Annotated in this window: 18 protein-coding genes and 1 pseudogene; 18 read left to right on the top strand and 1 reads right to left on the bottom strand. The window is 67.1% G+C overall.

What is annotated here, in order from left to right:
• Positions 1–3 precede the first annotated feature (3 nt).
• Positions 4–771, bottom strand: coding sequence for a type I methionyl aminopeptidase (gene map / locus OD750_RS06600; protein WP_263543462.1), 768 nt, complete (start codon positions 769–771; stop codon positions 4–6).
• Positions 772–1246: 475 nt separating this feature from the next.
• Between map and rpsB the strand changes: the two genes are divergently transcribed.
• The 18 genes and pseudogenes from rpsB (at position 1247) to OD750_RS06510 (ending at position 19793) form a co-directional block, all read left to right on the top strand.
• On the top strand, positions 1247–2137 hold the full coding sequence (gene rpsB, locus OD750_RS06595) for a 30S ribosomal protein S2 (RefSeq protein ID WP_263543461.1): 891 nt from the start codon (positions 1247–1249) through the stop codon (positions 2135–2137).
• Positions 2138–2264: 127 nt separating this feature from the next.
• The gene (gene tsf, locus OD750_RS06590; RefSeq protein ID WP_263543460.1) at positions 2265–3143 is read left to right on the top strand and encodes a translation elongation factor Ts; all 879 of its coding nucleotides are present in this window, start codon (positions 2265–2267) and stop codon (positions 3141–3143) included.
• Between the two features lie 86 nt (positions 3144–3229).
• Positions 3230–3946 carry a UMP kinase gene (gene pyrH, locus OD750_RS06585; RefSeq protein ID WP_263543459.1) on the top strand — a complete coding sequence of 239 codons (717 nt, stop codon included), beginning with the start codon at positions 3230–3232 and terminating at the stop codon, positions 3944–3946.
• A gap of 120 nt (positions 3947–4066) precedes the next feature.
• Positions 4067–4624: a ribosome recycling factor gene (frr, locus tag OD750_RS06580; RefSeq protein WP_263543458.1), complete on the top strand. Its 558-nt coding sequence runs from the start codon at positions 4067–4069 to the stop codon at positions 4622–4624.
• Between the two features lie 27 nt (positions 4625–4651).
• Positions 4652–5413, top strand: coding sequence for a polyprenyl diphosphate synthase (gene uppS, locus OD750_RS06575; RefSeq protein WP_263543457.1), 762 nt, complete (start codon positions 4652–4654; stop codon positions 5411–5413).
• 31 nt (positions 5414–5444) lie between these two features.
• Complete coding sequence (locus OD750_RS06570) at positions 5445–6269, top strand: phosphatidate cytidylyltransferase (protein ID WP_263543456.1); 825 nt, start codon at positions 5445–5447, stop codon at positions 6267–6269.
• Complete coding sequence (locus OD750_RS06565; protein ID WP_263543455.1) at positions 6266–7441, top strand: 1-deoxy-D-xylulose-5-phosphate reductoisomerase; 1176 nt, start codon at positions 6266–6268, stop codon at positions 7439–7441. The genes OD750_RS06570 and OD750_RS06565 overlap by 4 nt, the downstream gene beginning before the upstream one ends.
• 52 nt (positions 7442–7493) lie before the next feature.
• Positions 7494–8846: an RIP metalloprotease RseP gene (rseP, locus tag OD750_RS06560; RefSeq protein ID WP_263543454.1), complete on the top strand. Its 1353-nt coding sequence runs from the start codon at positions 7494–7496 to the stop codon at positions 8844–8846.
• A gap of 153 nt (positions 8847–8999) precedes the next feature.
• Complete coding sequence (bamA, locus tag OD750_RS06555; protein ID WP_263543453.1) at positions 9000–11357, top strand: outer membrane protein assembly factor BamA; 2358 nt, start codon at positions 9000–9002, stop codon at positions 11355–11357.
• 400 nt (positions 11358–11757) lie between these two features.
• The gene (locus OD750_RS06550; protein WP_263543452.1) at positions 11758–12288 is read left to right on the top strand and encodes an OmpH/Skp family outer membrane protein; all 531 of its coding nucleotides are present in this window, start codon (positions 11758–11760) and stop codon (positions 12286–12288) included.
• Positions 12285–13307, top strand: a pseudogene (gene lpxD / locus OD750_RS06545) (UDP-3-O-(3-hydroxymyristoyl)glucosamine N-acyltransferase); the annotation flags it as partial. The gene OD750_RS06550 and the pseudogene lpxD, both read left to right, overlap by 4 nt.
• Before the next feature lie 13 nt (positions 13308–13320).
• On the top strand, positions 13321–13788 hold the full coding sequence (fabZ, locus tag OD750_RS06540) for a 3-hydroxyacyl-ACP dehydratase FabZ (RefSeq protein ID WP_263543534.1): 468 nt from the start codon (positions 13321–13323) through the stop codon (positions 13786–13788).
• Complete coding sequence (lpxA, locus tag OD750_RS06535) at positions 13788–14558, top strand: acyl-ACP--UDP-N-acetylglucosamine O-acyltransferase (RefSeq protein ID WP_263543533.1); 771 nt, start codon at positions 13788–13790, stop codon at positions 14556–14558. The genes fabZ and lpxA overlap by 1 nt, the downstream gene beginning before the upstream one ends.
• Positions 14559–14562: 4 nt before the next feature.
• Positions 14563–15798, top strand: coding sequence for a lipid-A-disaccharide synthase (gene lpxB / locus OD750_RS06530; RefSeq protein ID WP_263543451.1), 1236 nt, complete (start codon positions 14563–14565; stop codon positions 15796–15798).
• A gap of 55 nt (positions 15799–15853) precedes the next feature.
• Complete coding sequence (locus tag OD750_RS06525; RefSeq protein WP_263543450.1) at positions 15854–17569, top strand: LTA synthase family protein; 1716 nt, start codon at positions 15854–15856, stop codon at positions 17567–17569.
• Positions 17553–18224, top strand: coding sequence for a ribonuclease HII (gene rnhB, locus OD750_RS06520; protein ID WP_263543449.1), 672 nt, complete (start codon positions 17553–17555; stop codon positions 18222–18224). The genes OD750_RS06525 and rnhB overlap by 17 nt, the downstream gene beginning before the upstream one ends.
• Positions 18225–18345: 121 nt before the next feature.
• Positions 18346–19440: a C1 family peptidase gene (locus tag OD750_RS06515; RefSeq protein ID WP_263543448.1), complete on the top strand. Its 1095-nt coding sequence runs from the start codon at positions 18346–18348 to the stop codon at positions 19438–19440.
• A 41-nt stretch (positions 19441–19481) separates the two neighbouring features.
• Positions 19482–19793, top strand: a complete 312-nt coding sequence (locus OD750_RS06510; RefSeq protein ID WP_263543447.1) for a hypothetical protein — start codon at positions 19482–19484, stop codon at positions 19791–19793.
• The last annotated feature ends 62 nt before the right edge of the window (positions 19794–19855 follow it).

Genomic DNA, 19855 nt, shown 5'->3' with positions numbered 1-19855 from the left:
GCGTCAGGCGGCCTTCGGCCAGGGCGTCAGGATTTCGACGCCGTCGTCGGTGACCGTGACGGTGTGTTCCCACTGCGCCGACAGCGAATGATCGCGCGTGACGACGGTCCAGCCGTCCGGCATCAGGCGCGTGCCGGGCTTGCCGGCATTGATCATCGGTTCGACCGTGAAGCACATGCCGGTCTTGAGCGGCATGCCCAGACCGGGCTTGCCGTGATGCAGGATCTGCGGGTCTTCGTGATAGATGCGTCCGATGCCGTGGCCGCAGTATTCGCGCACGACCGAGAAGCCGGCGGCTTCGGCGTGCTTCTGGATCGCGTAGCCGATGTCGCCGAGCGTGGCGCCCGGGCGCACTTGCGCGATGCCGAGCATCATCGATTCGTACGCGACGGTGCACAGGCGCTGCGCGCGCACTTCGGGTTTGCCGACGTAGTACATGCGGCTGGTGTCACCGTGCCAGCCGTCGCGGATCACGGTGACGTCGATGTTGATGATGTCGCCGTCTTTCAGAATCTTGCGGGCGTCGGGAATGCCGTGGCAGATCACGTGGTTGACCGACGTGCAGATCGTCTTGGGGAAGCCGCGGTAGCCGAGGTTCGCCGGGATCGCCTGCTGCACCTTGACGATGTGATCGTGGCAGATGCGGTCGAGCTCGTCGGTGCTGACGCCGGGCTTGACGTATTCACCGATCATTTCGAGCACTTCGGCGGCGAGTTTGCCCGCGACGCGCATTTTCTCGACTTCGGCAGGGGTCTTGATCGTAACGGGCATGACTTCCTCGGGTGCGGAACCCTTCGTATTGCGACGGGACGGCGACACGCGTCGCCGGCCCGTAAGTGTAGCCTGCTCGTTAAAAAGCCAAGTACGCTGCTGATTTCACGAAGGAAAATGCGCATGTCCGGCAGACATCGCGACGTCCGGCCTCAAAGCTGCCGGCGCAGCGCGACCGGTCGAAGCCGCGTCCGCACGCCCGCGTCCGGCAAGCTCCCGTGTACGGCGCGCTTGCCCCGCCCTCGCCGCACGGGCTAGAATCTCGCGGATTTGTTCGCCCCGGCATCGCCTTCGGGGCTTGCAGATCGGGCCGAAAATTACCGGCCCCAACGGCAATCGTGCCGAATCCGCACACGTACCGTCACCGCCTCGGGGTGCCCGTCAAAGGGTCGAACGCGGGGGTACGTGGAGGTCCAACCCCGGGCATCGACCGATCCTCAAGGGACGGCGTTCGCCCTCGCTATGGAGCAACACCATGCCTCAAGTCACCATGCGCCAGATGCTCGAAGCGGGCGTCCACTTCGGCCACCAGACCCGCTACTGGAACCCGAAGATGTCGCCGTACATTTTCGGCGCGCGCGGCAAGATCCACATCATCAACCTCGAGAAGACGGTTCCGCTGTTCACCGACGCGATGAACTTCCTCTCGGGCCTCGCGCAGAAGCGCGGCACCATCCTGTTCGTCGGCACCAAGCGCTCGGCGCGCGAAGCGGTCAAGGACGAAGCCGAACGCTGCGGCATGCCGCACGTGTCGGCCCGCTGGCTCGGCGGCACGCTGACGAACTTCCGCACCGTCAAGCAGTCGGTCGCGCGCCTGAAGGAACTCGAAGCGATGGCCACCGACGGCCGTTTCGAGCGCCTGGTCAAGCGCGAAGTGCTCGGCCTGCAGCGCGAATCGGAAAAGCTCAACATCTCGCTCGGCGGCATCAAGAACATGAACCGCCTGCCGGACGCGCTGTTCGTCATCGACATCGGCCATGAAGACATCGCGATCAAGGAAGCCAAGAAGCTCGGCATTCCGGTCATCGCGGTGGTCGATACCAACTACGACCCGAGCCTCGTCGACTACGCGATCCCGGGCAACGACGACGCGATCCGCGCCGTGCAGCTGTACGTGCGCGCCGCCGCCGACGCCGTGCTCGAAGGCCGCGCCGCCGCTCCGCAGGTCGCGGTCAGCGAAAAGGACGAGTTCGTCGAACTCGACGCCGAAGGCAACGTCAAGGCCTCGACCGATCCGGACGCCCCGCGCGGCCGCAAGCCGGGTCCGCCGCGCGGCAAGCCGGGCGCCAAGCGCGGTCCGGGCGGCCCGGGCGGTCGCGACGGCCAGCGCCGTGGCGGTCCGGGCGGCGGTCGTCCGGCGCAGTAAGTACGACTTGCAACAACCGCGCGGCGACGCCACGTCGCCGCGCAGCGTCACGGCTCTGTCGCGGCGCGGCAACAGACTCATTCCTCCCGGACGGTTCAGCCGTCCGCCGCAACTACCGAGGTTTACGATGGAAATCACCGCTGGTCTGGTCAAGGAACTGCGCGAGCGCTCGGGCGCCGGCATGATGGAGTGCAAGAAGGCGCTCACCGAAAACGCAGGCGACATCGAAGCGGCGATGGAACACCTGCGCAAGACCGGCCTCGCCAAGGCCGACAAGAAGGCCGGCCGCGTCGCCGCGGAAGGCCGCATCGTGATCGCGCAGAACGGCGCCGGCGCCGTGCTGGTCGAGGTCAACTCCGAAACCGACTTCGTCGGCAAGGACGAGAATTTCGTCAAGTTCGCGGGCAACGTCGCGCAGGTCGCGCTGGACGCCGGCGTGTCCGACGTCGAAGCGCTCAAGGCGGCCGCCTATCCGGGCGGCGGCACGGTCGAAGAAGCGCGCCAGGCGCTCGTCGCCAAGGTCGGCGAGAACGTCCAGGTGCGCCGTCTCGCCGTCGTCAAGAGCGACAACCGCGTCGGCGGCTACGTCCACGGCGGCCGCATCGGCGTGCTGGTGGAACTCAAGGGCGGTTCGGACGAACTCGCCCGCGGCATCGCCATGCACGTCGCGGCGATGAACCCGCAGTACCTCAACGCCGACAAGGTTCCGACCGAGTTCGTCGCGAAGGAAAAGGACATCGCGCTCGGCCAGATGACCGACAAGGAAAAGGCCAAGCCGGCCGACATCCTCGAAAAGATCGTCTCGGGCAAGGTCAACAAGATCGTCTCCGAAATCACGCTGACCGGCCAAGTCTACGCGCTCGATTCGAACGTCACCGTCGAAGCGGCGCTCAAGAAGGAAGGCGCCGAGGCGCTCGGCTTCCAGCGTCTGGCGGTCGGCGAAGGCATCGAGAAGAAGGAAGACGACTTCGCCGCCGAAGTCATGAAGCAGGCGGGACTCGCCTGATTCGCATGAAGTAGATAAAGAAAAGAGCCGCAGAAATCTGCGGCTTTTTTTTAAGCGCTGGAAACACACCGCACGAGGAGCCCGTCATGCCATCCGATATCAAATACAAACGCATCCTCCTCAAGCTTTCCGGCGAAGCCCTGATGGGCGCGGCCGACTACGGCATCGATCCGAAGGTGATCTCGCGCCTCGCCCGCGAAGTCATCGAAGTGCAGAAGGCCGGCGTGCAGGTCGGCGTGGTCATCGGCGGCGGCAACATCTTCCGCGGCGAAGGCCTCGCCGCGAGCGGCATGGACCGCGTCACCGGCGACCACATGGGCATGCTCGCGACCGTCATGAACGCGCTGGCGATGCAGGACGCCATCGAAAAGGCCGGCGCCTACGCGCGCGTCATGAGCGCGATCCAGATCCACGACGTGTGCGAGGACTTCATCCGCCGCCGCGCGATCCGCCATCTCGAAAAAGGCCGCATCGTGCTGTTCGCGGCCGGCACCGGCAACCCGTTCTTCACCACCGACTCCGCCGCCGCGCTGCGCGCGATCGAAGTCGGCGCCGATCTCCTGCTCAAGGCCACCAAGGTCGACGGCGTGTACAGCGCCGACCCGAAGAAGGATCCGACCGCGCAGCGCTACGACAAGCTCAGCTACGCCGAAGTGATCCAGCGCAACCTGCAGGTGATGGACACGACCGCCATCGCGCTGTGCCGCGACAACAAGATTCCGCTGCGCGTCTACGACATGGGCGCCGCGGGCGGCCTGCTGCGCATCATCAAGGGCGAACCGGTCGGCACGCTCGTCGCGTAGACGATCCGCCCGAAGCCGGCCGGTCGGCCGCACCGCTTTCGCCGGCCGGCGGCCCCGAATGGGCCGCCGGCCACGCTGTTATACTTCCGCCGCTCTCTTCCGGCTCAGGATTTCGCCGCCATGATCAACAACATCAAACAAGACGCCCAGACCCGCATGGCCAAGAGCGTGGAAGCGCTCAAGCACGAACTGCAGATGCTGCGCACCGGCCGCGCCTCCACCGCGCTCGTCGACCATCTGCGCGTGAACTACTACGGTTCGGATACGCCGCTGTCGCAGGTCGCCACGGTCGCCGTGCAGGATTCGCGTTCGCTGACGATCACGCCGTGGGAAAAGACCATGGTCGCGCCGATCGAAAAGGCGATCCTCGCATCGAACCTCGGCCTGACGCCGAACACGGCCGGCACGGTCATCCGCATCAACCTGCCCGCGCTGACCGAAGAGCGCCGCAAGGAACTCTCCAAGCACGTGCACCACGAGGGCGAAAACGCGAAGGTCGCCGTGCGCAACGTGCGCCGCGACGCCATGCAGCACGTCAAGGAACTGCTCAAAGAGCGCAAGATCACCGAAGACGAAGAGCGCAAGGCCGAGGAAGACATCCAGAAGCTGACCGACAAGGCGATCAAGGACGTCGACGTCGTCGTCAAGGCCAAGGAAGACGAACTGATGGCGCTGTAAGCGCCAACGGAGTCGATCCTGGAAACCGTGACCTCCGCGCCCGGCCCCGCACCGGGCGCCCCGCCCGCGCGATTGCCGCACCATGTCGCCATCGTCATGGACGGCAACGGCCGCTGGGCGAAGAAGCGCCTGCGCCCGCGCACGTTCGGCCATCACGCCGGACAGAAAGCCGTGCGCGCGACCATCGAGTTCTGCCTGCGCCGCGGCATCGGCGCGCTGACCCTGTTCGCGTTTTCGAGCGAGAACTGGCAGCGCCCGAGCGACGAGGTCGGCGCGCTGATGGAACTGTTCTTGAAGGCGCTCGACCGCGAAGTGGCCGAGCTCGACGGCTACGGCGTGCGCATCCGCTTCATCGGCGAACTCGACGCGTTCGCGCCGGCGCTGCGCGCGCGCATGCTCGGCGCGATGGAACGCACGCAGGCGAACGCCAAGCTCGCGCTGAACATCGCCGTCAACTACGGCGGCCGCTGGGACATCGCGCAGGCCGCGCGACGACTCGCGCAGGCCGCGGCACGCGGCGAGATCGACCCGGCCGCGATCGACGAGCGCGCGCTTGCGGCGCATTGCATGCTGGCCGACCAGCCGCCGGTGGATTTGTTCATTCGTACCGGCGGCGAGCAGCGCGTCAGCAATTTCCTGCTGTGGCAGATCGCCTACGCGGAACTCTATTTCACGCAGGTCCTGTGGCCCGATTTCGATGTCGCCGCATTCGACGCGGCGCTCGCCGACTACGCCGCGCGCGAACGCCGCTACGGCAAGACGAGCGCGCAGGTCGCGGCCGGCGCATGATCCCTCTCCTTCCTTCGGGCGCGAACGCCGCATGCTCAAACAGCGAACCCTGACCGCCCTGACGCTCGCGCCGCTGGCCGTCGCGCTGATCGTGTTCGCGCCGACCGCGCTGCTCGCCGTCGTCGCCGCCGCGGCGTTCCTGTTCGCGACCTGGGAATGGACGCGCATGCTCGGCCTGCGCGGCGAAGGTTCGCGCGCGGCCGTGGTCGCGGCGCACGCGATGCTGCTGGTGCTGCTGTGGTTCGCGCGCGGTTCGGCCGCGTGGTGGATCGCGATCGCGCTCGGCGTCGCCTGGTGGCCAGTCGCGGCGCTGTGGCTGCGCCACTATTCGTACGGCGCCGCGCCGACGCGCGAGAACGTCGCACGCAAGCTCGTCGCGGGCACGTTCATCGTCGTACCGGCCTGGGCCGCGCTGATCGCGGTGCACGGCGGTGGCGAACGCGGACCGTGGTGGGCGCTGTTCGGACTGCTGCTGATCTGGGTCGCCGACAGCGGCGCGTACCTCGCCGGCAGCCGCTGGGGCGCGGGCCGCGCCAAGCTCGCGCCGCGCATCAGCCCGGGCAAGACGTGGGTCGGCGTCTACGGCGCGATCGCAAGCTCAGCCCTCGTCGGCATCGCCGGCGCGTGGCTGCTCGGCGTGCGCGGGCTCGCGCTCGCCGGCGTGTTCGTCCTCGCTATGCTCACCGTCGTCTGCTCGATCGTCGGCGACCTGTTCGAAAGCCTGATCAAGCGGCACGCGAACGTGAAGGATTCCGGCGACCTGTTTCCCGGCCACGGCGGCATGTTCGACCGGCTCGACAGCGTGTTCGCCGCGCTGCCGGTCTGGGCCGGCGGCCTGGCGCTGCTGTCGCTATGAAGAATGTCGCGGTCCTCGGCGCTACCGGCTCGATCGGTACGAGCGCGCTCGACGTCGTCGCGCGGCATCCCGACCGTTTCCGCGCAAGCGTGCTCGCGGCACATCGCAACTCCGAAGCGCTCGCCGTGCTGTGCGAACGCTTCCGGCCCGATCTGGCGATCGTCGCCGACCCCGCCTGCGAAGCCGATCTCGCCGCGCGCATCCGTTCGGCGGGTCTGCCCACGCGCGTCGCGAGCGGCGACGCGGCGCTGTGCGAGGCGGTGCGTTCGAGCCTGTGCGACACCGTCGTCGCGGCGATCGTCGGCGCGGCCGGCCTCGATTCGACGCTCGCGGCCGCCGCGGCCGGCAAGCGCCTCCTGCTCGCCAACAAGGAGTCGATCGTCATGGCCGGCAGCCTGCTGCTCGACGCGCTCGGGCGCGGCGGCGGCGAGCTGATACCTATCGATTCCGAACACAACGCGCTGTTCCAGTGCCTGCCGGGCGGCCGGCCGGACCTCGCGCGCGCCGGCGTGCGGCGCCTGCTGCTGACCGCGTCGGGCGGACCGTTCCGCGGCCGTACGCGCGCCGACCTCGCCGGCATCACGCCGGAACAGGCGGTGGCGCATCCGAACTGGCGCATGGGCCGCAAGATCTCGGTCGATTCGGCCACGCTGATGAACAAGGGCCTCGAAGTGATCGAGGCGCACCATCTGTTCGGCGCGGCGCCCGATGCGATCGACGTCGTGGTACATCCGCAGAGCATCGTGCATTCGCTGGTCGAATACGCCGACGGCTCGGTGCTCGCCCAGCTCGGCAATCCGGACATGCGCACGGCGCTCGCGCACGCGCTGGCATGGCCCGAGCGCGTCGACGCGGGCGTGAAACCGCTCGATCTCGTCGCGCTCGCGCGGCTCGATTTCGAGCGTCCCGACCTCGATACGTTCCGCTGCCTCGCGCTCGCCTACGCCGTGCTGCGCGCCGGCGGCACCGCGCCGACCGTCCTGAACGCGGCGAACGAGGTGGCGGTCGCGGCGTTTCTGGACGGCCTGTTGCCGTTTCTGGCGATCGCCGAGATCATCGAGGCGACGCTGGACGCGTTGCCGCCGGAACCCGTTCGGGACGTGGAACAGCTTATTCAGACGGACTTAACCGCGCGTCATACAGCCCAACGTATGATGCGCCGGCACTGCTAACCTCGCCCCGGCCCCTGGCGGCCGGCGCCCCGGACAACCCTGAAAACACGCGATGATCAACTTCTTCGGCTCGATCTGGTGGCTTCTGGTGACCTTGGGCATCCTGGTCACCTTCCACGAATTCGGCCATTTCTGGGTTGCGCGCCGCCTCGGCGTGAAGGTGCTGCGGTTCTCGATCGGCTTCGGCAAGCCGCTGTGGAAGCGCATCGGCAAGGACGGCACCGAATACGTGATCGCCGCGATTCCGCTCGGCGGCTACGTCAAATTCCTCGACTCGCGCGAAACCGAGCTCGTCGGCGACGAAATCGCGCAGGACTTCAACAAGAAACCCGTCTGGAAGCGCGCCGCGATCACGATCGCCGGCCCGGCCGCGAACCTGTTGTTCACGCTGGTCGCGCTGTGGGCGATGTTCGTGATCGGCAAGCCCGACTACCAGCCGATCGTCGGCCGCGTCCAGGGCATCGCGGCGCAGAGCGGCTTCGTCGACGGCGACCGCCTCGTGCAGATCGGCGCCACGCCGGTCACCACCTGGACCGACGCGACGCTGACGCTGGTGACCGCCGCGATCGACCGCCACCCCGTCGACGTCAAGGTGATCGACCCGTCGGGCAGTCCGCAGACGCGCCGTCTCGACCTGTCGAAGATCGAAGCCGGCAAGAACGAAACCGCCGCGATGCGCGCGACCGGGCTCGTGCCCAAGCAGTTCCAGATGCCGATCGTCGGCACGCTGGAAAAGAACGGCCCGGCCGAAAAGGCAGGCCTGCAGGTGCGCGACGAGATTCGCGCGGTCAACGGCAAGCCGACGCCCGACTGGGAAGCGATGGTCCTGGCTATCCGCGGCGAATCGAGCGCCGGAGCGCCGCTCGCGCTGACCGTCCGGCGCGGCGACGAGACGGTGAATCTCTCCGTCCAGGCGCGCCAGGACACCGAAAAGAACGGCGAAAAGGTCTGGCGCCTGGGCCTGGGCGCCCCGGCCGACGCACCGTACGACGCGCTGCTGCGCTACGGCCCGCTCGACGCGATCCCGGCCGCCTGGCGCGAAACCGTGAATCTCACGACGCAGACGCTGGGGATGCTCAAGCGCATGCTGATCGGCACGGCGTCGCTGAACAACCTGTCGGGCGTGATTTCGATCGCCGAATACGCCAATGTCTCGGCACAGAAGGGCATCGCCTGGTTCATCCAGTTCCTCGCGCTGATCTCGCTGAGCCTGTGCATCATGAACCTGCTGCCGATTCCGATCTTGGACGGCGGACACCTCGTGTATTACCTTATCGAATCCATCAAGGGCAGCCCGGTCAGCGAGCGCGTTCTGATCGCCGGCCAATATGCCGGGCTCGTGCTTCTGGCCGCGCTGATGGGGCTTGCGCTGTTCAACGACATCATGCGTCAGCTTCCGTCTTGATTCGCGCCCGAACGTAATGCTTTGCCCGCCGGCCGCGTGCGACAGCGCGCGGCCGGTGAGAAACGGGGCCGGTCCGGCCCGCCCCGCAAGTCCGAACAAGGCCAAGGGTGGACTTGTGAAGACTTTCCGAATAACAAAACCCACGGATTGACGATGAAGCGTATCGCCGCACTGCTCCTGCTTGCCTGCCTCGCCGCCGAGGCCCACGCGTTCGAGTCCTTCGTCGTCTCGGACATCCGCATCGACGGCCTGCAGCGCATCGCGCCCGGCACGGTGTTCACCTATCTGCCCGTCGAGAAGGGCGATCGCCTGACCACCGACGCGGCCGAAAAGGCGATACGCGCGTTGTTCAAGACCGGCTTCTTCTCGGACGTGACGATGACGCGCCAGGGCGACATCCTCGTCGTCAACGTCGTCGAGCGCCCGGCGATCTCCAAGATCACGCTCAAGGGCAACAAGGAGCTCAAGGAAGAAGAACTGCGCAAGGGCTTGAAGGGCATCGGCCTCGAAGAAGGCGCGACGTTCGACCGCCTGCAGCTCGACCGCGTGACGCAGGAACTGACGCGCCAGTACCACAACCGCGGCAAGTACAACGTCACGATCGACCCGAAGGTCACCCAGCTCGACCGCAACCGCGTCAACATCAACATCGTGATCGCCGAGGGCAAGGCCTCGAAGATCAAGCAGATCAACGTCGTCGGCAACACCGCGTTCAGCGACGACGACATCCGCGACGAATTCGAATCGGACACGACGAACTGGACCTCGTGGTACTCGCGCGACGACCAGTACTCGCGCGAAAAGCTCTCGGGCGATCTTGAAAAGCTGTCGTCGTACTACCTCGACCGCGGCTACGCCGACTTCAACGTCGACTCGACCGAAGTGTCGATCAGCCCGGACAAGCGCAACATCTACGTCAGCGCCAATATCCACGAAGGCGAGTTGTACACGATTTCCGACATCAAGCTGCTGGGCGACCTGATCCTGCCGGAAGAAACGCTGCGCAAGCTCCTGCAGACCAAGGACGGCGACCAGTTCTCGCGCCACAAGCTCGAGCGCAGCGCGCGCGCGATGACCGCGGTGCTGTCGAACATCGGCTACGCGTTCGCCGAAGTGACGCCGGTGCCGAAGATCGACAAGGAAAAACGCACGGTCGAAATCACGTTCTTCGTCGAGCCGGGCAAGCGCGTGTACGTCAACCGCATCACGTTCAAGGGCAATACGCGCACCGAAGACGAAGTGCTGCGCCGCGAAATGCGCCAGCTCGAAGGCTCGTGGTATTCGCAAGCCGCGATCGACCGCTCGAAGGTGCGCCTGCAGCGCCTGGGCTTCTTCAAGAAGGTCGAGATCGACACGCCGCGCGTCGCCGGCAGCGAAGATCAGGTCGACATGCAGGTGACGGTCGAAGAGCAGCCGTCCGGCAGCCTGCTGTTCGGCCTGGGCTACTCGCAGGTGCAGGGCATCATCGCGAGCATCTCGGTGTCGCAGAACAACTTCCTCGGCACCGGCGACCGCATCTCCACGACGATCCAGCGCTCGGGCTATCTCAAGCGCTACGACGTCAGCTACGCGCAGCCGTACCTGACCGACAGCGCGGTCAGCCTCGGCTACAACCTGTCGGTGCGCAACATCAACCAGGGCGAGGCGAACATCGCCGACTACTCGACCGACACCACGGCGTTCTCGACGTTCGTCGGCGTGCCGATCGGCGAAACCGACGGCATCCAGTTCCAGTTCGGCCTGAACAAGACCGAGATCAACACGAATCCGGCCTACACGCCGCCGAGCATCGTCGAATACATCACCGACCTCGACCGCCGCACGATCCACACGTGGAACCTCACGGCGTCGTGGGCGCACGACACGCGCAACAAGTACTTCACGCCGACGCGCGGCGGCCTGCAGTCGATCTCGGCGGAAATCGCGCTGCCGGGTTCGACGATCGAGTACTACAAGATCTACTACCAGGGCGCGCACTACTTCCCGATCGCGGACAAGCTGACGTTCCTGCTGTCCGGCAACCTCGGCTACGGCGACACGTACAAGGACGCGATCGGCCGCGTCGATCCCGACTCGCCGATCAAGGACCAGCGCGTACGCCTGTCGGGCCTGCCGTTCTTCGAAAACTTCTACGCCGGCGGCGTGCGCGACGTGCGCGGCTTCGAGGACAACACGCTCGGGCCCTGCGTGCGCTACAACCCGGCCGACCTCAAGAGCTACTGCCAGCCGCTCGGCGGCGGCTTCAAGGTGCTCGGCACGGCCGAACTGATCCTGCCGACGCCGTTCGCGAAGGATTCGGACTCGGTGCGCATCTCCGCGTTCCTCGACGTCGGCAACGTGTACAAGAGCTACAACGATTTCGAAGCGAGCGAACTGCGCGCGTCGACCGGTCTCGCCCTGCAGTGGCAGGCGCCGGTCGGTCCGATCACGGTCAACCTCGCGCGGCCGATCCGCAAGAAGGACGGCGATCGCACCGAGACGATTCAGTTTTCGTTCGGTACGCAGTTCTGATCCGCCGCGCTTCGTCGGCGACGCAACGTCAATAATGCAACGTCAATATTGAGCGGCCGGGTTCTCCGGCCGCTCGCGTGATCGCCGCGCGTTCGGTAGCGCCGCAGGCACCCACGCCCCTGGCCGGAGCCGCCCGTTGGCCTGGGGGCCCCTGGCGAGCAACGGCAACAGCGCCATCTCCCTTGCCGTCTTCGCGACGGTTCGGCGCCGGGCCGCGTCGTCAGACTTTACGCCGACCCGCGCCCTACGGCAGCATCGCCCTGCCCTTCGATTTAACATCTAAGGGACAAACACTTGCGGCCACTTGTTTAGACTTTGCGTCGCAGCCATTCGGCGGTGCGGAACTGGCATGATAGGGCTCACGGCTGCGGGGCGACCCGGGCTTTCCTTCGGAGGATGCGTGAGCCAGCGTGCAAACGGACGATGGGCTTTGACGGCGGCGCTCGCGCTGCTGCCCGTCGTCGCGTCCGCACAGGGCAAGCTCGGCTACGTCGACATGAAACGCCTGCTCGACAGCGCGCCGCAGGTACAGGCCGGCCGCGAACGCCTGCAGCGCGAGTTCGCGGGCCGCGACACGGCGCTCAAGGCCGACGAGACGCGGCTGGCCGAACTGAAGAAAGCCTACGACCGCGACGCCCCGCTCCTGTCCAAGGCCGACGCCGACGCGCGCAAGCGCGAAATCGACGCGCTCGACCGGTCGATCAAGCGCGTTCGCGACGAATTGCGCACCGAACTCAAGACCCGCAGCGACGCCGAGCTCGACAAGAGCTGGCAGGAAATCAACAACGTCGTCGTCGAGTACGCTCGCGAACAGGGGCTCGACCTCGTCGTGCCGAGCCCCGTCGTCTACGCCGACCCGCGCATCGACATCACCGATCGCGTGCTCGAACGCCTGCGCCGCACCTATACCGCCCCGACGCCCAAACCATGAGCAAGACCCTTACCTCCTGGCGGCTCGCCGATCTGGCCGAGCGCTTCGGCCTTGAGCGCCGCGGCGACGGCGACTTCGTCGTCCGCGGCGTCGCGACGCTGGCCGGCGCCGGCGCCGACCAGCTGAGCTTTCTGTCCAACCCGCTGTATCGCGCGCAGATGCAGGCGTCGGCCGCCGGCGTCGTGGTGCTGCGCGCCGACGACGCGCCGCTGCGCAACGGCGCCGCGCTGGTCGCGCACGACCCGTACGTCGCCTACGCGAAGATCGCCGCGCTGTTCGAACCGCCGCCGGTCGCGGCGCCCGGCATCCACCCGACCGCGGTCGTCTCGCCGGACGCGCACGTCGCGGCCGACGCGAGCGTCGGCCCGCACTGCGTGATCGAAGCCGGCGCGGTCGTCGAGGCCGGCGCGATCGTCGGACCCGGTTCGATCGTCGGCCCCGACTGCACGATCGGCGCGGGTTCGCGGCTGGTCGCCCGCGTGACGCTGGTCACGCGGGTCACGCTCGGCCTACGCGTGCTCGTGCACCCGGGCGTGGTGATCGGTTCGGACGGCTTCGGCCTCGCGTTCGAGCGCGACCGCTGGATCAAGGTGCCGCAGCTCGGCGGCGTGCGCATCGGCGACGATTGCGAGATCGGCGCGAACTCGACGATCGACCGAGGCGCGCTCGAAGACACCGTGCTCGAGGAAGACGTGCGCCTGGACAACCAGATCCAGATCGCCCACAACGTCGTGATCGGGGCGCACACCGCCATGGCGGGCTGCTCGGCGGTCGCAGGCTCGGCCAAAATCGGCCGTTACTGTCTCATCGGCGGCGCAGCCGGTATCCTAGGCCACTTGACCGTCGCCGACCGGGTCACCGTCACGGCGATGAGTCTCGTCACCCATTCGATCCATGCGCCGGGCGAATACTCTTCGGGAACGCCGATCCAGGAGAATCGCGCCTGGCGCCGGAACGCCGCCCGTTTCCGCAATCTGGACGACATGGCGCGTCGCCTGAAAGCCTTGGAAAAAGAAAAAAGGACAGCTTCACATGAACGACTCGACCTCCAGCCTGGACAAGCCGCTGGACGTGCGCCGCATCCTCGACCTGTTGCCGCACCGCTATCCGTTCCTGCTGGTCGATCGCGTCGTCGAGTTCGAAGCCGGCAAGCGCCTGAAGGCGCTCAAGAACGTCACGATCAACGAGCCGTTCTTCCAGGGCCACTTTCCGGGCCACCCGGTGATGCCGGGCGTGCTGATCATCGAGGCGCTGGCGCAGGCGTCGGGCCTGCTCGTGCAGCTGTCGTCGGAACTCGATCCGAGCCAGCATCCGCTGTTCTACCTCGTCAAGGTCGACAAGGCGCGCTTCGCGCGCATCGTCGCGCCGGGCGACCAGCTCGTGCTCAACGTCGAACAGAAACGCATGATCCGGCGCATGGGCCAGTTCTGGTGCCAGGCGCTCGTGGACGGCCAGCCCGTGGCCGAGGCCGAACTGCTGTGCGCGGAGCGCAACGACTGATGATCCACCCGAGCGCATTGATCGACCCGGCCGCGAAGCTCGGCCACAACGTCAGCGTCGGCGCGTTCAGCGTGATCGGCGCCGACGTCGAGATCGGCGACAACACCTGGATCGGTCCGCACGTCGTGATCGAAGGCCCGACCCGCATCGGCCGCGACAACCGCATCTGGCAGTTCGCGTCGCTCGGCGCCGATCCGCAGGACAAGAAATTCCACGGCGAGAACTCGCTGCTGGAAATCGGCGACCGCAACGTCATCCGCGAATTCGTGACGTTCAACCGCGGCACCGACGACGGCGGCGGCGTCACGCGCGTGGGGAACGACAACTGGCTGATGGCGTACGTGCACCTCGCGCACGACTGCATCGTCGGCAACAACGTGATCTTCGCCAATGCCGCGTCGCTCGCCGGGCACGTCATCGTCGACGACTGGGTGATCCTCGGCGGCTTCACGCTCGTGCACCAGTTCTGCCAGATCGGCGCGCACGCGTTCACGTCGATGGGCTCGATCATCAACCGCGACGTGCCTCCATACGTCACCGTGGCCGGCAGCTTCGCCGAACCCAAGGGCATCAACAGCGAGGGCCTGCGCCGCCGCGGCTTCGGCAGCGACCGCATCCTGTCGATCAAGCGCGCGTACCGCACGCTGTACAAGTCCGGTCTGCCGCTCGCCGAGGCGCGCGAGGAACTCGCGCGCGCGGCGTCGGACGCGCCGGACGTCAAGCTGATGCTCGACTTCATCGAACGCAGCCAGCGCTCGCTGGTGCGCTGACGGCGTGGCCGACGCACCGCTGTTCGCGCTCGTCGCCGGCGAAGCGTCGGGCGATCTGCTCGGCGCGGGACTGATCCACGCGCTGCGCGAACGCCATCCGGACGCGCGCTTCGTCGGCATCGGCGGCCCGCTGATGGTCGAGGCCGGACTCGAAGCCTGGCATCCGGCCGAAAAGCTGTCGGTCATGGGGCTCGTCGAAGTGCTGCGGCACCTGCCGGAGCTGCTGCGCATTCGCGCCGACGTGCGCAGGCGCGTGCTCGCGCTCAAGCCCGACGTGTTCATCGGCATCGACGCGCCCGACTTCAACCTGAAGCTCGAGCGCGCGTTCAAGGACGCCGGCATCCGCACCGTGCACTACGTCAGCCCGTCGGTCTGGGCGTGGCGCGAAAACCGCGCCGCGAAGATCGGCCGCAGCGCCGATCTCGTGCTGTGCCTGTTTCCGATGGAGCCGGCGATCTACGAAAAATACGGCGTCGACGCCCGCTTCGTCGGCCATCCGCTCGCCGACCGTTTCTCGCGCGTCACCGACCGCGGCGCCGCGCGCGACCGGCTCGGCCTGCGCCACGATGCGCCGGTGCTCGCGGTGCTGCCCGGCAGCCGTCTCGGCGAAATCCGCCGGCTCGGCACCGTTTTTCTCGACGCGGCCAGACGCTGCCAGGCCGCGCTGCCCGAATTGCAGGTCGTCGCGCCGATGGCGACGCCGGCCTGCCGTGCGCTCGTCGAAGCCGAAGCGGCGACGCTCGGCGTCGGCACGGCCGACGCGCAGGCCGAGGCCGCAACCGATCTCGACGCCGCGCCGCGCGCGTCGATCAAGCTGATCGACGGCGACGCGCACGCCGCGCTCGTCGCGGCCGACGTCGTGCTGCTCGCCTCGGGTACCGCCGCGCTCGAGGCGATGCTCGCGAAGCGTCCGATGGTGGTCGCGTACAAGATCGCGCCGTGGACGTATCGCATCGTCACCTGGTTCAAGCTGATGCGCACGACGCGCTACTCGCTGCCGAACGTGCTCGCCGGGCGCGATCTCGTGCCGGAAATCCTGCAGGACGACTGCACGCCCGCGGCGCTCGCCGAGGCGGTGCTCAAGCTGTTCCGCGACACGGCCGCGCGGGTGACGCTCGTCGCCGAATTCGAACGCCTGCACGAACTGCTCAAAGGCGACGGCGATCGCGGCGCCGCCGCGGCGGTCGACGAACTGCTTGCGCGCGACCGCGGCGACGCCGCGCCGCGCGAGCCCCATTGACCCTCCCGCGCGCGCACCTCAACATGCGCGCCACCGACGCCCGCCGATAGCCGCGATGCCCTTCCTCCCCGCGCTCGACCGACGCAGCCTGCTGTTGCACGTGCTGGCGGTCCTGGCCTATGTCGCGATGCTGGTCAACGGCCCTTTGAGCGAAGGCACGGCGCACGAGCGCGTCTACACCGTGGTGCTTTCCGGCAGCGTCTGCGCGCTGTTCGTGTTCCTGACGCGCCGGATCGCGTTCAGCCTGATCGCCACCGCGGGCCTGTTCAGCCTGATCCTGACCAGCAGCGTGCTCAAGGTGACGTATCTGACGACGCCGCTGCTCGCGCCCGATCTCGTCTATTTCGTCAACGCGGACACGCTCGAGGTGATCGCGCGCTACCCGCTCCTGATGATCGCCTCGTTCATCGGCCTCGTGATCCTGCCGCTCGCGCTGGTCGGCATCTGGCGCATCGACCGGCCGACCTTCTTCGCCTCGCTCAGGCCTTGGCTGCGCCGCAGCCTGTTCGCGCTCGGCACGCTCGTCTCGTGCGGCGCGCTCGCCGCCGTGCTCGTGCCGACCGGCCCGTTCGCCGACATCTACGGCAAGGGCATGTGGGCGGCGATGAACGACAAGAGCTACATCACCGACTTCTTCATCTCGTTCTATTCGACGCAGATCGAACCGCCGGTGCTCGTCGAAGGCGCGGCCGAACGGCTCGTCTGGAACGAGCAGGTCGCCAGCATCGGCGATCCGCGCCAGCGCCCGGACATCGTCGCGGTGCTCGAGGAATCGACGTTCGATCCGACGATGCTCGCGGCCTGCAACCTGCCGCTGTGCAAGCGCAAGATGTTCAAGAGCGACGCGCGCACGCGCGCGACCGGCTACCTGCAGGTGCACACCTGGGGCGGCGGCACGTGGACGAGCGAGTTCGCGTTCCTCACGAGCATGGCGCACATCCTGTTCGGCAACGCCGGCCTGTACGCGCCGTTCAACCTCGCGCCGCGCGTGGAGTACAGCCTGCCGCGCGTGCTCAAGGCGAACGGCTATCGCACGGTCGTCATCTACCCGATGTCCGGTACGTTCATCAATGCGCGCAACGCCTACGGCTTCTACGGCTTCGACCGCTTCTACGACGGCCCCGACTACGGCCTCTCGTGGGAGGCGACCGACTTCGACCTCCTGAAGGTGTTCGACCGCATCTACGCGCAGGAGCGCGCCGAACATCCCGGCACGCCGCTGTTCGTGTTCATGCTGACGCTGCGCCAGCACGGCCCGCACATGACGCAGCTGTCGCAGCTGCCGTCGCCGTACAACAAGACGCTCTTTCCGAAGAAGCTCGACGCGTGGCTCAACCTCAACCTCGCCAACTATCTGGCGCGCCTGGAACAGTCCGAGCAGGCGATGGCCGAACTCGAGCAGAAGCTGTTCGCGACCGACCGCCGCACGGTGCTGCTGCACTTCGGCGACCACCAGCCGTCGTTCGACGGCGCGATCAACGCGTTGCAGAAAGTCGTGCCCGAGGGCGTGTCCGACCCGACCAAGGTCACGTACTACATGCTCAAGTCAAATTTTCCACTACGCCGCAAGCTCAACTTTCCGGTACTCGACATCATCTACCTCGGATCGCTGCTGCTCGACGTCGCCGACTTGCGCAAGGACGACTTCTACGAAGCCAACACCCTGCTGCGCGACCGCTGCAAGGGCCGCTATTTCGACTGCCCCGATCCGAAGATTCTCGAGTCGTACCACGACTACGTCTACGGCACGCTGCATGCGCTCAAGGACTAGACGACCTCAGAGCGCCGCCGCCCGACTCGACGCGAACGTGCTCGTCGCCGGCGTCGACGAAGCCGGGCGCGGGCCGCTCGCGGGACCGGTCTACGTCGCCGCGGTCATCCTCGACCGCAGCCGCCGCGCGCTCGCGGGGCTCGACGATTCCAAGCAGCTGCCCGAAGCGCGGCGCGACGAACTCGACGCGAAGATCCGCGAACGCGCGCTCGCCTACAGCGTCGTCGCGATCGACGTCGACGACATCGACCGCGTCAACATCTTCCAGGCGACGATGCTCGGCATGCGGCGCGCGCTCGACGCGCTCGCGCTCGCGCCGGCGCTCGCGCTGATCGACGGCAACCGACTGCCGAAGTCGCTGCGCTGCGACGCGCGCGCGATCGTCGACGGCGACGCGCGCGAACCGGCGATCAGCGCCGCATCCATTCTCGCCAAGGTCGCGCGCGATCGGCACATGCGCGAACTCGACGCGCGGCATCCCGGCTACGGCTTCGCGCAGCACAAGGGCTACGGCACGCCGGAACATCTCGATGCGCTCAAGCGCCTCGGGCCGTGCGCGCAGCACCGGCGCAGTTTCGCCCCGGTGCGCGCGCTGCTCGAGCCGGGGCTGTTCGACGCGCTCTCGCCGGATGCGACATTGTTGCAACGTACCTGAAGGTATTATTTCGCACCCGTCGAATCCGCCGCTAGCCTGACGCCGTCGCAATCGCGTCACGCACGGAGGCGCGATGTTCCCGAACTCGTCGTCCCAACCGGCCGTCGACATCGTCGACGCCGTGCCGCTGTACCGCTACCTGCGCGACGGCGGCATTCCGCGCGAAGCGCTGCTCGTACTGCACCAGGCCGGCGCACACGACGTCACGGCCATCCTCAGCGTGCTCGACAACTTCCCGTCGCTCGCCGAGGCCGGGTTGCTCGATGCCGCCGAAATCAGTTCGGCGCTCTACGCGAGCGGCGATCCGGCCGTCGAACGCTACACCGAATACGCCGAGCAATATCGCAAGCTGCCGCCGCATGAATTCGGCGCTACGGCGCCGGTTGCCGCGTACTGGCAGGAGGGCGATCTCGTACCACTGGAACTCGACGGCACAACGGCTCGGGCGTCGCTCGACGGCGAGGTCGACGTCGGCATCGACCGATGCGGCGACTGGCCCGTGCGTTCGCAGGGACAGCGCGGCACCTGCGTCGTGCACGCCGTAACCGCCCTGTACGAACACGCGCTGTGCAAGGCCGGCCAAGGCGCCGTCGATCTGTCCGAACAGTTTCTGCAGTGGGCTATCAAGATGAACGGGGATCGCTGGCCGACGCGCGAGGGCACCAGTTGCGCCGATGCACTCGCGGCGTTGACGAATCGCGGCATCTGCCTGGAAAGCGAATGGCCCTACAACCCGGTGCCACTCGTCGGCAATCCGTCGCAAGGCGACGCCGCGAATCCGAGCCTGTCCGCAAAGTTCGACGCGAGCCGGCGGCGCGTCGCAGGCCATAACCACGTCGCAGGTGCACGCAGCGGTAACGCCGCGCCGATACTTGCGTTGCTGCGCAAGGGATGCCCGGTCGCTGTTTCAGTGCCGGTGTTCCATGACGCGCTCAGCAGCCGAGACAACTGGAACATGCCCGGCGGCGAAAGATTCGGCGCCGTAATGAATCCGCCGCCGCGGTCGGTCGTCAGCGGAGGCCATGCTGTGCTACTCGTCGGCTATGTGCCGAACCCGCTGGACCTGCTCGGCGGCACATTCATCTTTCGCAACAGCTGGTCTGCGGCGTGGGGCTACGAACTCCCTTCGCCGGGGCAGCTCGCACCCCGCCCTGGCTATGGCGAAATTTCGGCCACGTATATCGATCGCCATCTATGGGAGTACGCAACCCTTTAACCTGACGTCAATATCGGATGTGTTAAGTTCGGCCCGTGAACATGATCAGAGCCAATCCAGATCTGCACTTCGACGCCAACGATTTCGGTCTGCGGTTTGCAGGTCCCACGCTTGAGGCACCGCCGAAAGTGTTCACACTGTTGTACAACCTCGGCGCTCGCAGCCCCGATCTCGTGGTACCAACGATCGAAGCGGCACCCTCGGCCTTCCTGCACGAGTTCAAGCTGACGCGCGAGCAGCTCGCGCATGCGCACGATACGATCGAGGCGAACCTGCGCGAGCACGGCATCGAGTCCTACGTGCACAGCGGGATCTATCACCCGACCCATGGGGCGATGCGTCCGCGGCGCTGATCCTTTCGCATCTTGCGCGATTCCACAACGCGGCCTCTACAATCGGGCGATTCCCGCAAACC

The sequence above is a fragment of the Tahibacter soli genome (assembly GCF_025717065.2).
Classification (GTDB): domain Bacteria; phylum Pseudomonadota; class Gammaproteobacteria; order Xanthomonadales; family Rhodanobacteraceae; genus Tahibacter; species Tahibacter soli.
The sequence above is the reverse complement of the archived record's forward strand: the minus strand, read 5'-3'. Positions and strand labels throughout refer to the sequence as shown.

Coding starts and splice junctions, on each gene's coding strand:
- map (WP_263543462.1), bottom strand. CDS start 771: ATGCCCGTTACGATCAAGACCCCTGCCGAAGTCGAGAAAATGCGCGTC.
- rpsB (WP_263543461.1), top strand. CDS start 1,247: ATGCCTCAAGTCACCATGCGCCAGATGCTCGAAGCGGGCGTCCACTTC.
- tsf (WP_263543460.1), top strand. CDS start 2,265: ATGGAAATCACCGCTGGTCTGGTCAAGGAACTGCGCGAGCGCTCGGGC.
- pyrH (WP_263543459.1), top strand. CDS start 3,230: ATGCCATCCGATATCAAATACAAACGCATCCTCCTCAAGCTTTCCGGC.
- frr (WP_263543458.1), top strand. CDS start 4,067: ATGATCAACAACATCAAACAAGACGCCCAGACCCGCATGGCCAAGAGC.
- OD750_RS06570 (WP_263543456.1), top strand. CDS start 5,445: ATGCTCAAACAGCGAACCCTGACCGCCCTGACGCTCGCGCCGCTGGCC.
- OD750_RS06565 (WP_263543455.1), top strand. CDS start 6,266: ATGAAGAATGTCGCGGTCCTCGGCGCTACCGGCTCGATCGGTACGAGC.
- rseP (WP_263543454.1), top strand. CDS start 7,494: ATGATCAACTTCTTCGGCTCGATCTGGTGGCTTCTGGTGACCTTGGGC.
- bamA (WP_263543453.1), top strand. CDS start 9,000: ATGAAGCGTATCGCCGCACTGCTCCTGCTTGCCTGCCTCGCCGCCGAG.
- fabZ (WP_263543534.1), top strand. CDS start 13,321: ATGAACGACTCGACCTCCAGCCTGGACAAGCCGCTGGACGTGCGCCGC.
- lpxA (WP_263543533.1), top strand. CDS start 13,788: ATGATCCACCCGAGCGCATTGATCGACCCGGCCGCGAAGCTCGGCCAC.
- OD750_RS06525 (WP_263543450.1), top strand. CDS start 15,854: ATGCCCTTCCTCCCCGCGCTCGACCGACGCAGCCTGCTGTTGCACGTG.
- rnhB (WP_263543449.1), top strand. CDS start 17,553: ATGCGCTCAAGGACTAGACGACCTCAGAGCGCCGCCGCCCGACTCGAC.
- OD750_RS06510 (WP_263543447.1), top strand. CDS start 19,482: ATGATCAGAGCCAATCCAGATCTGCACTTCGACGCCAACGATTTCGGT.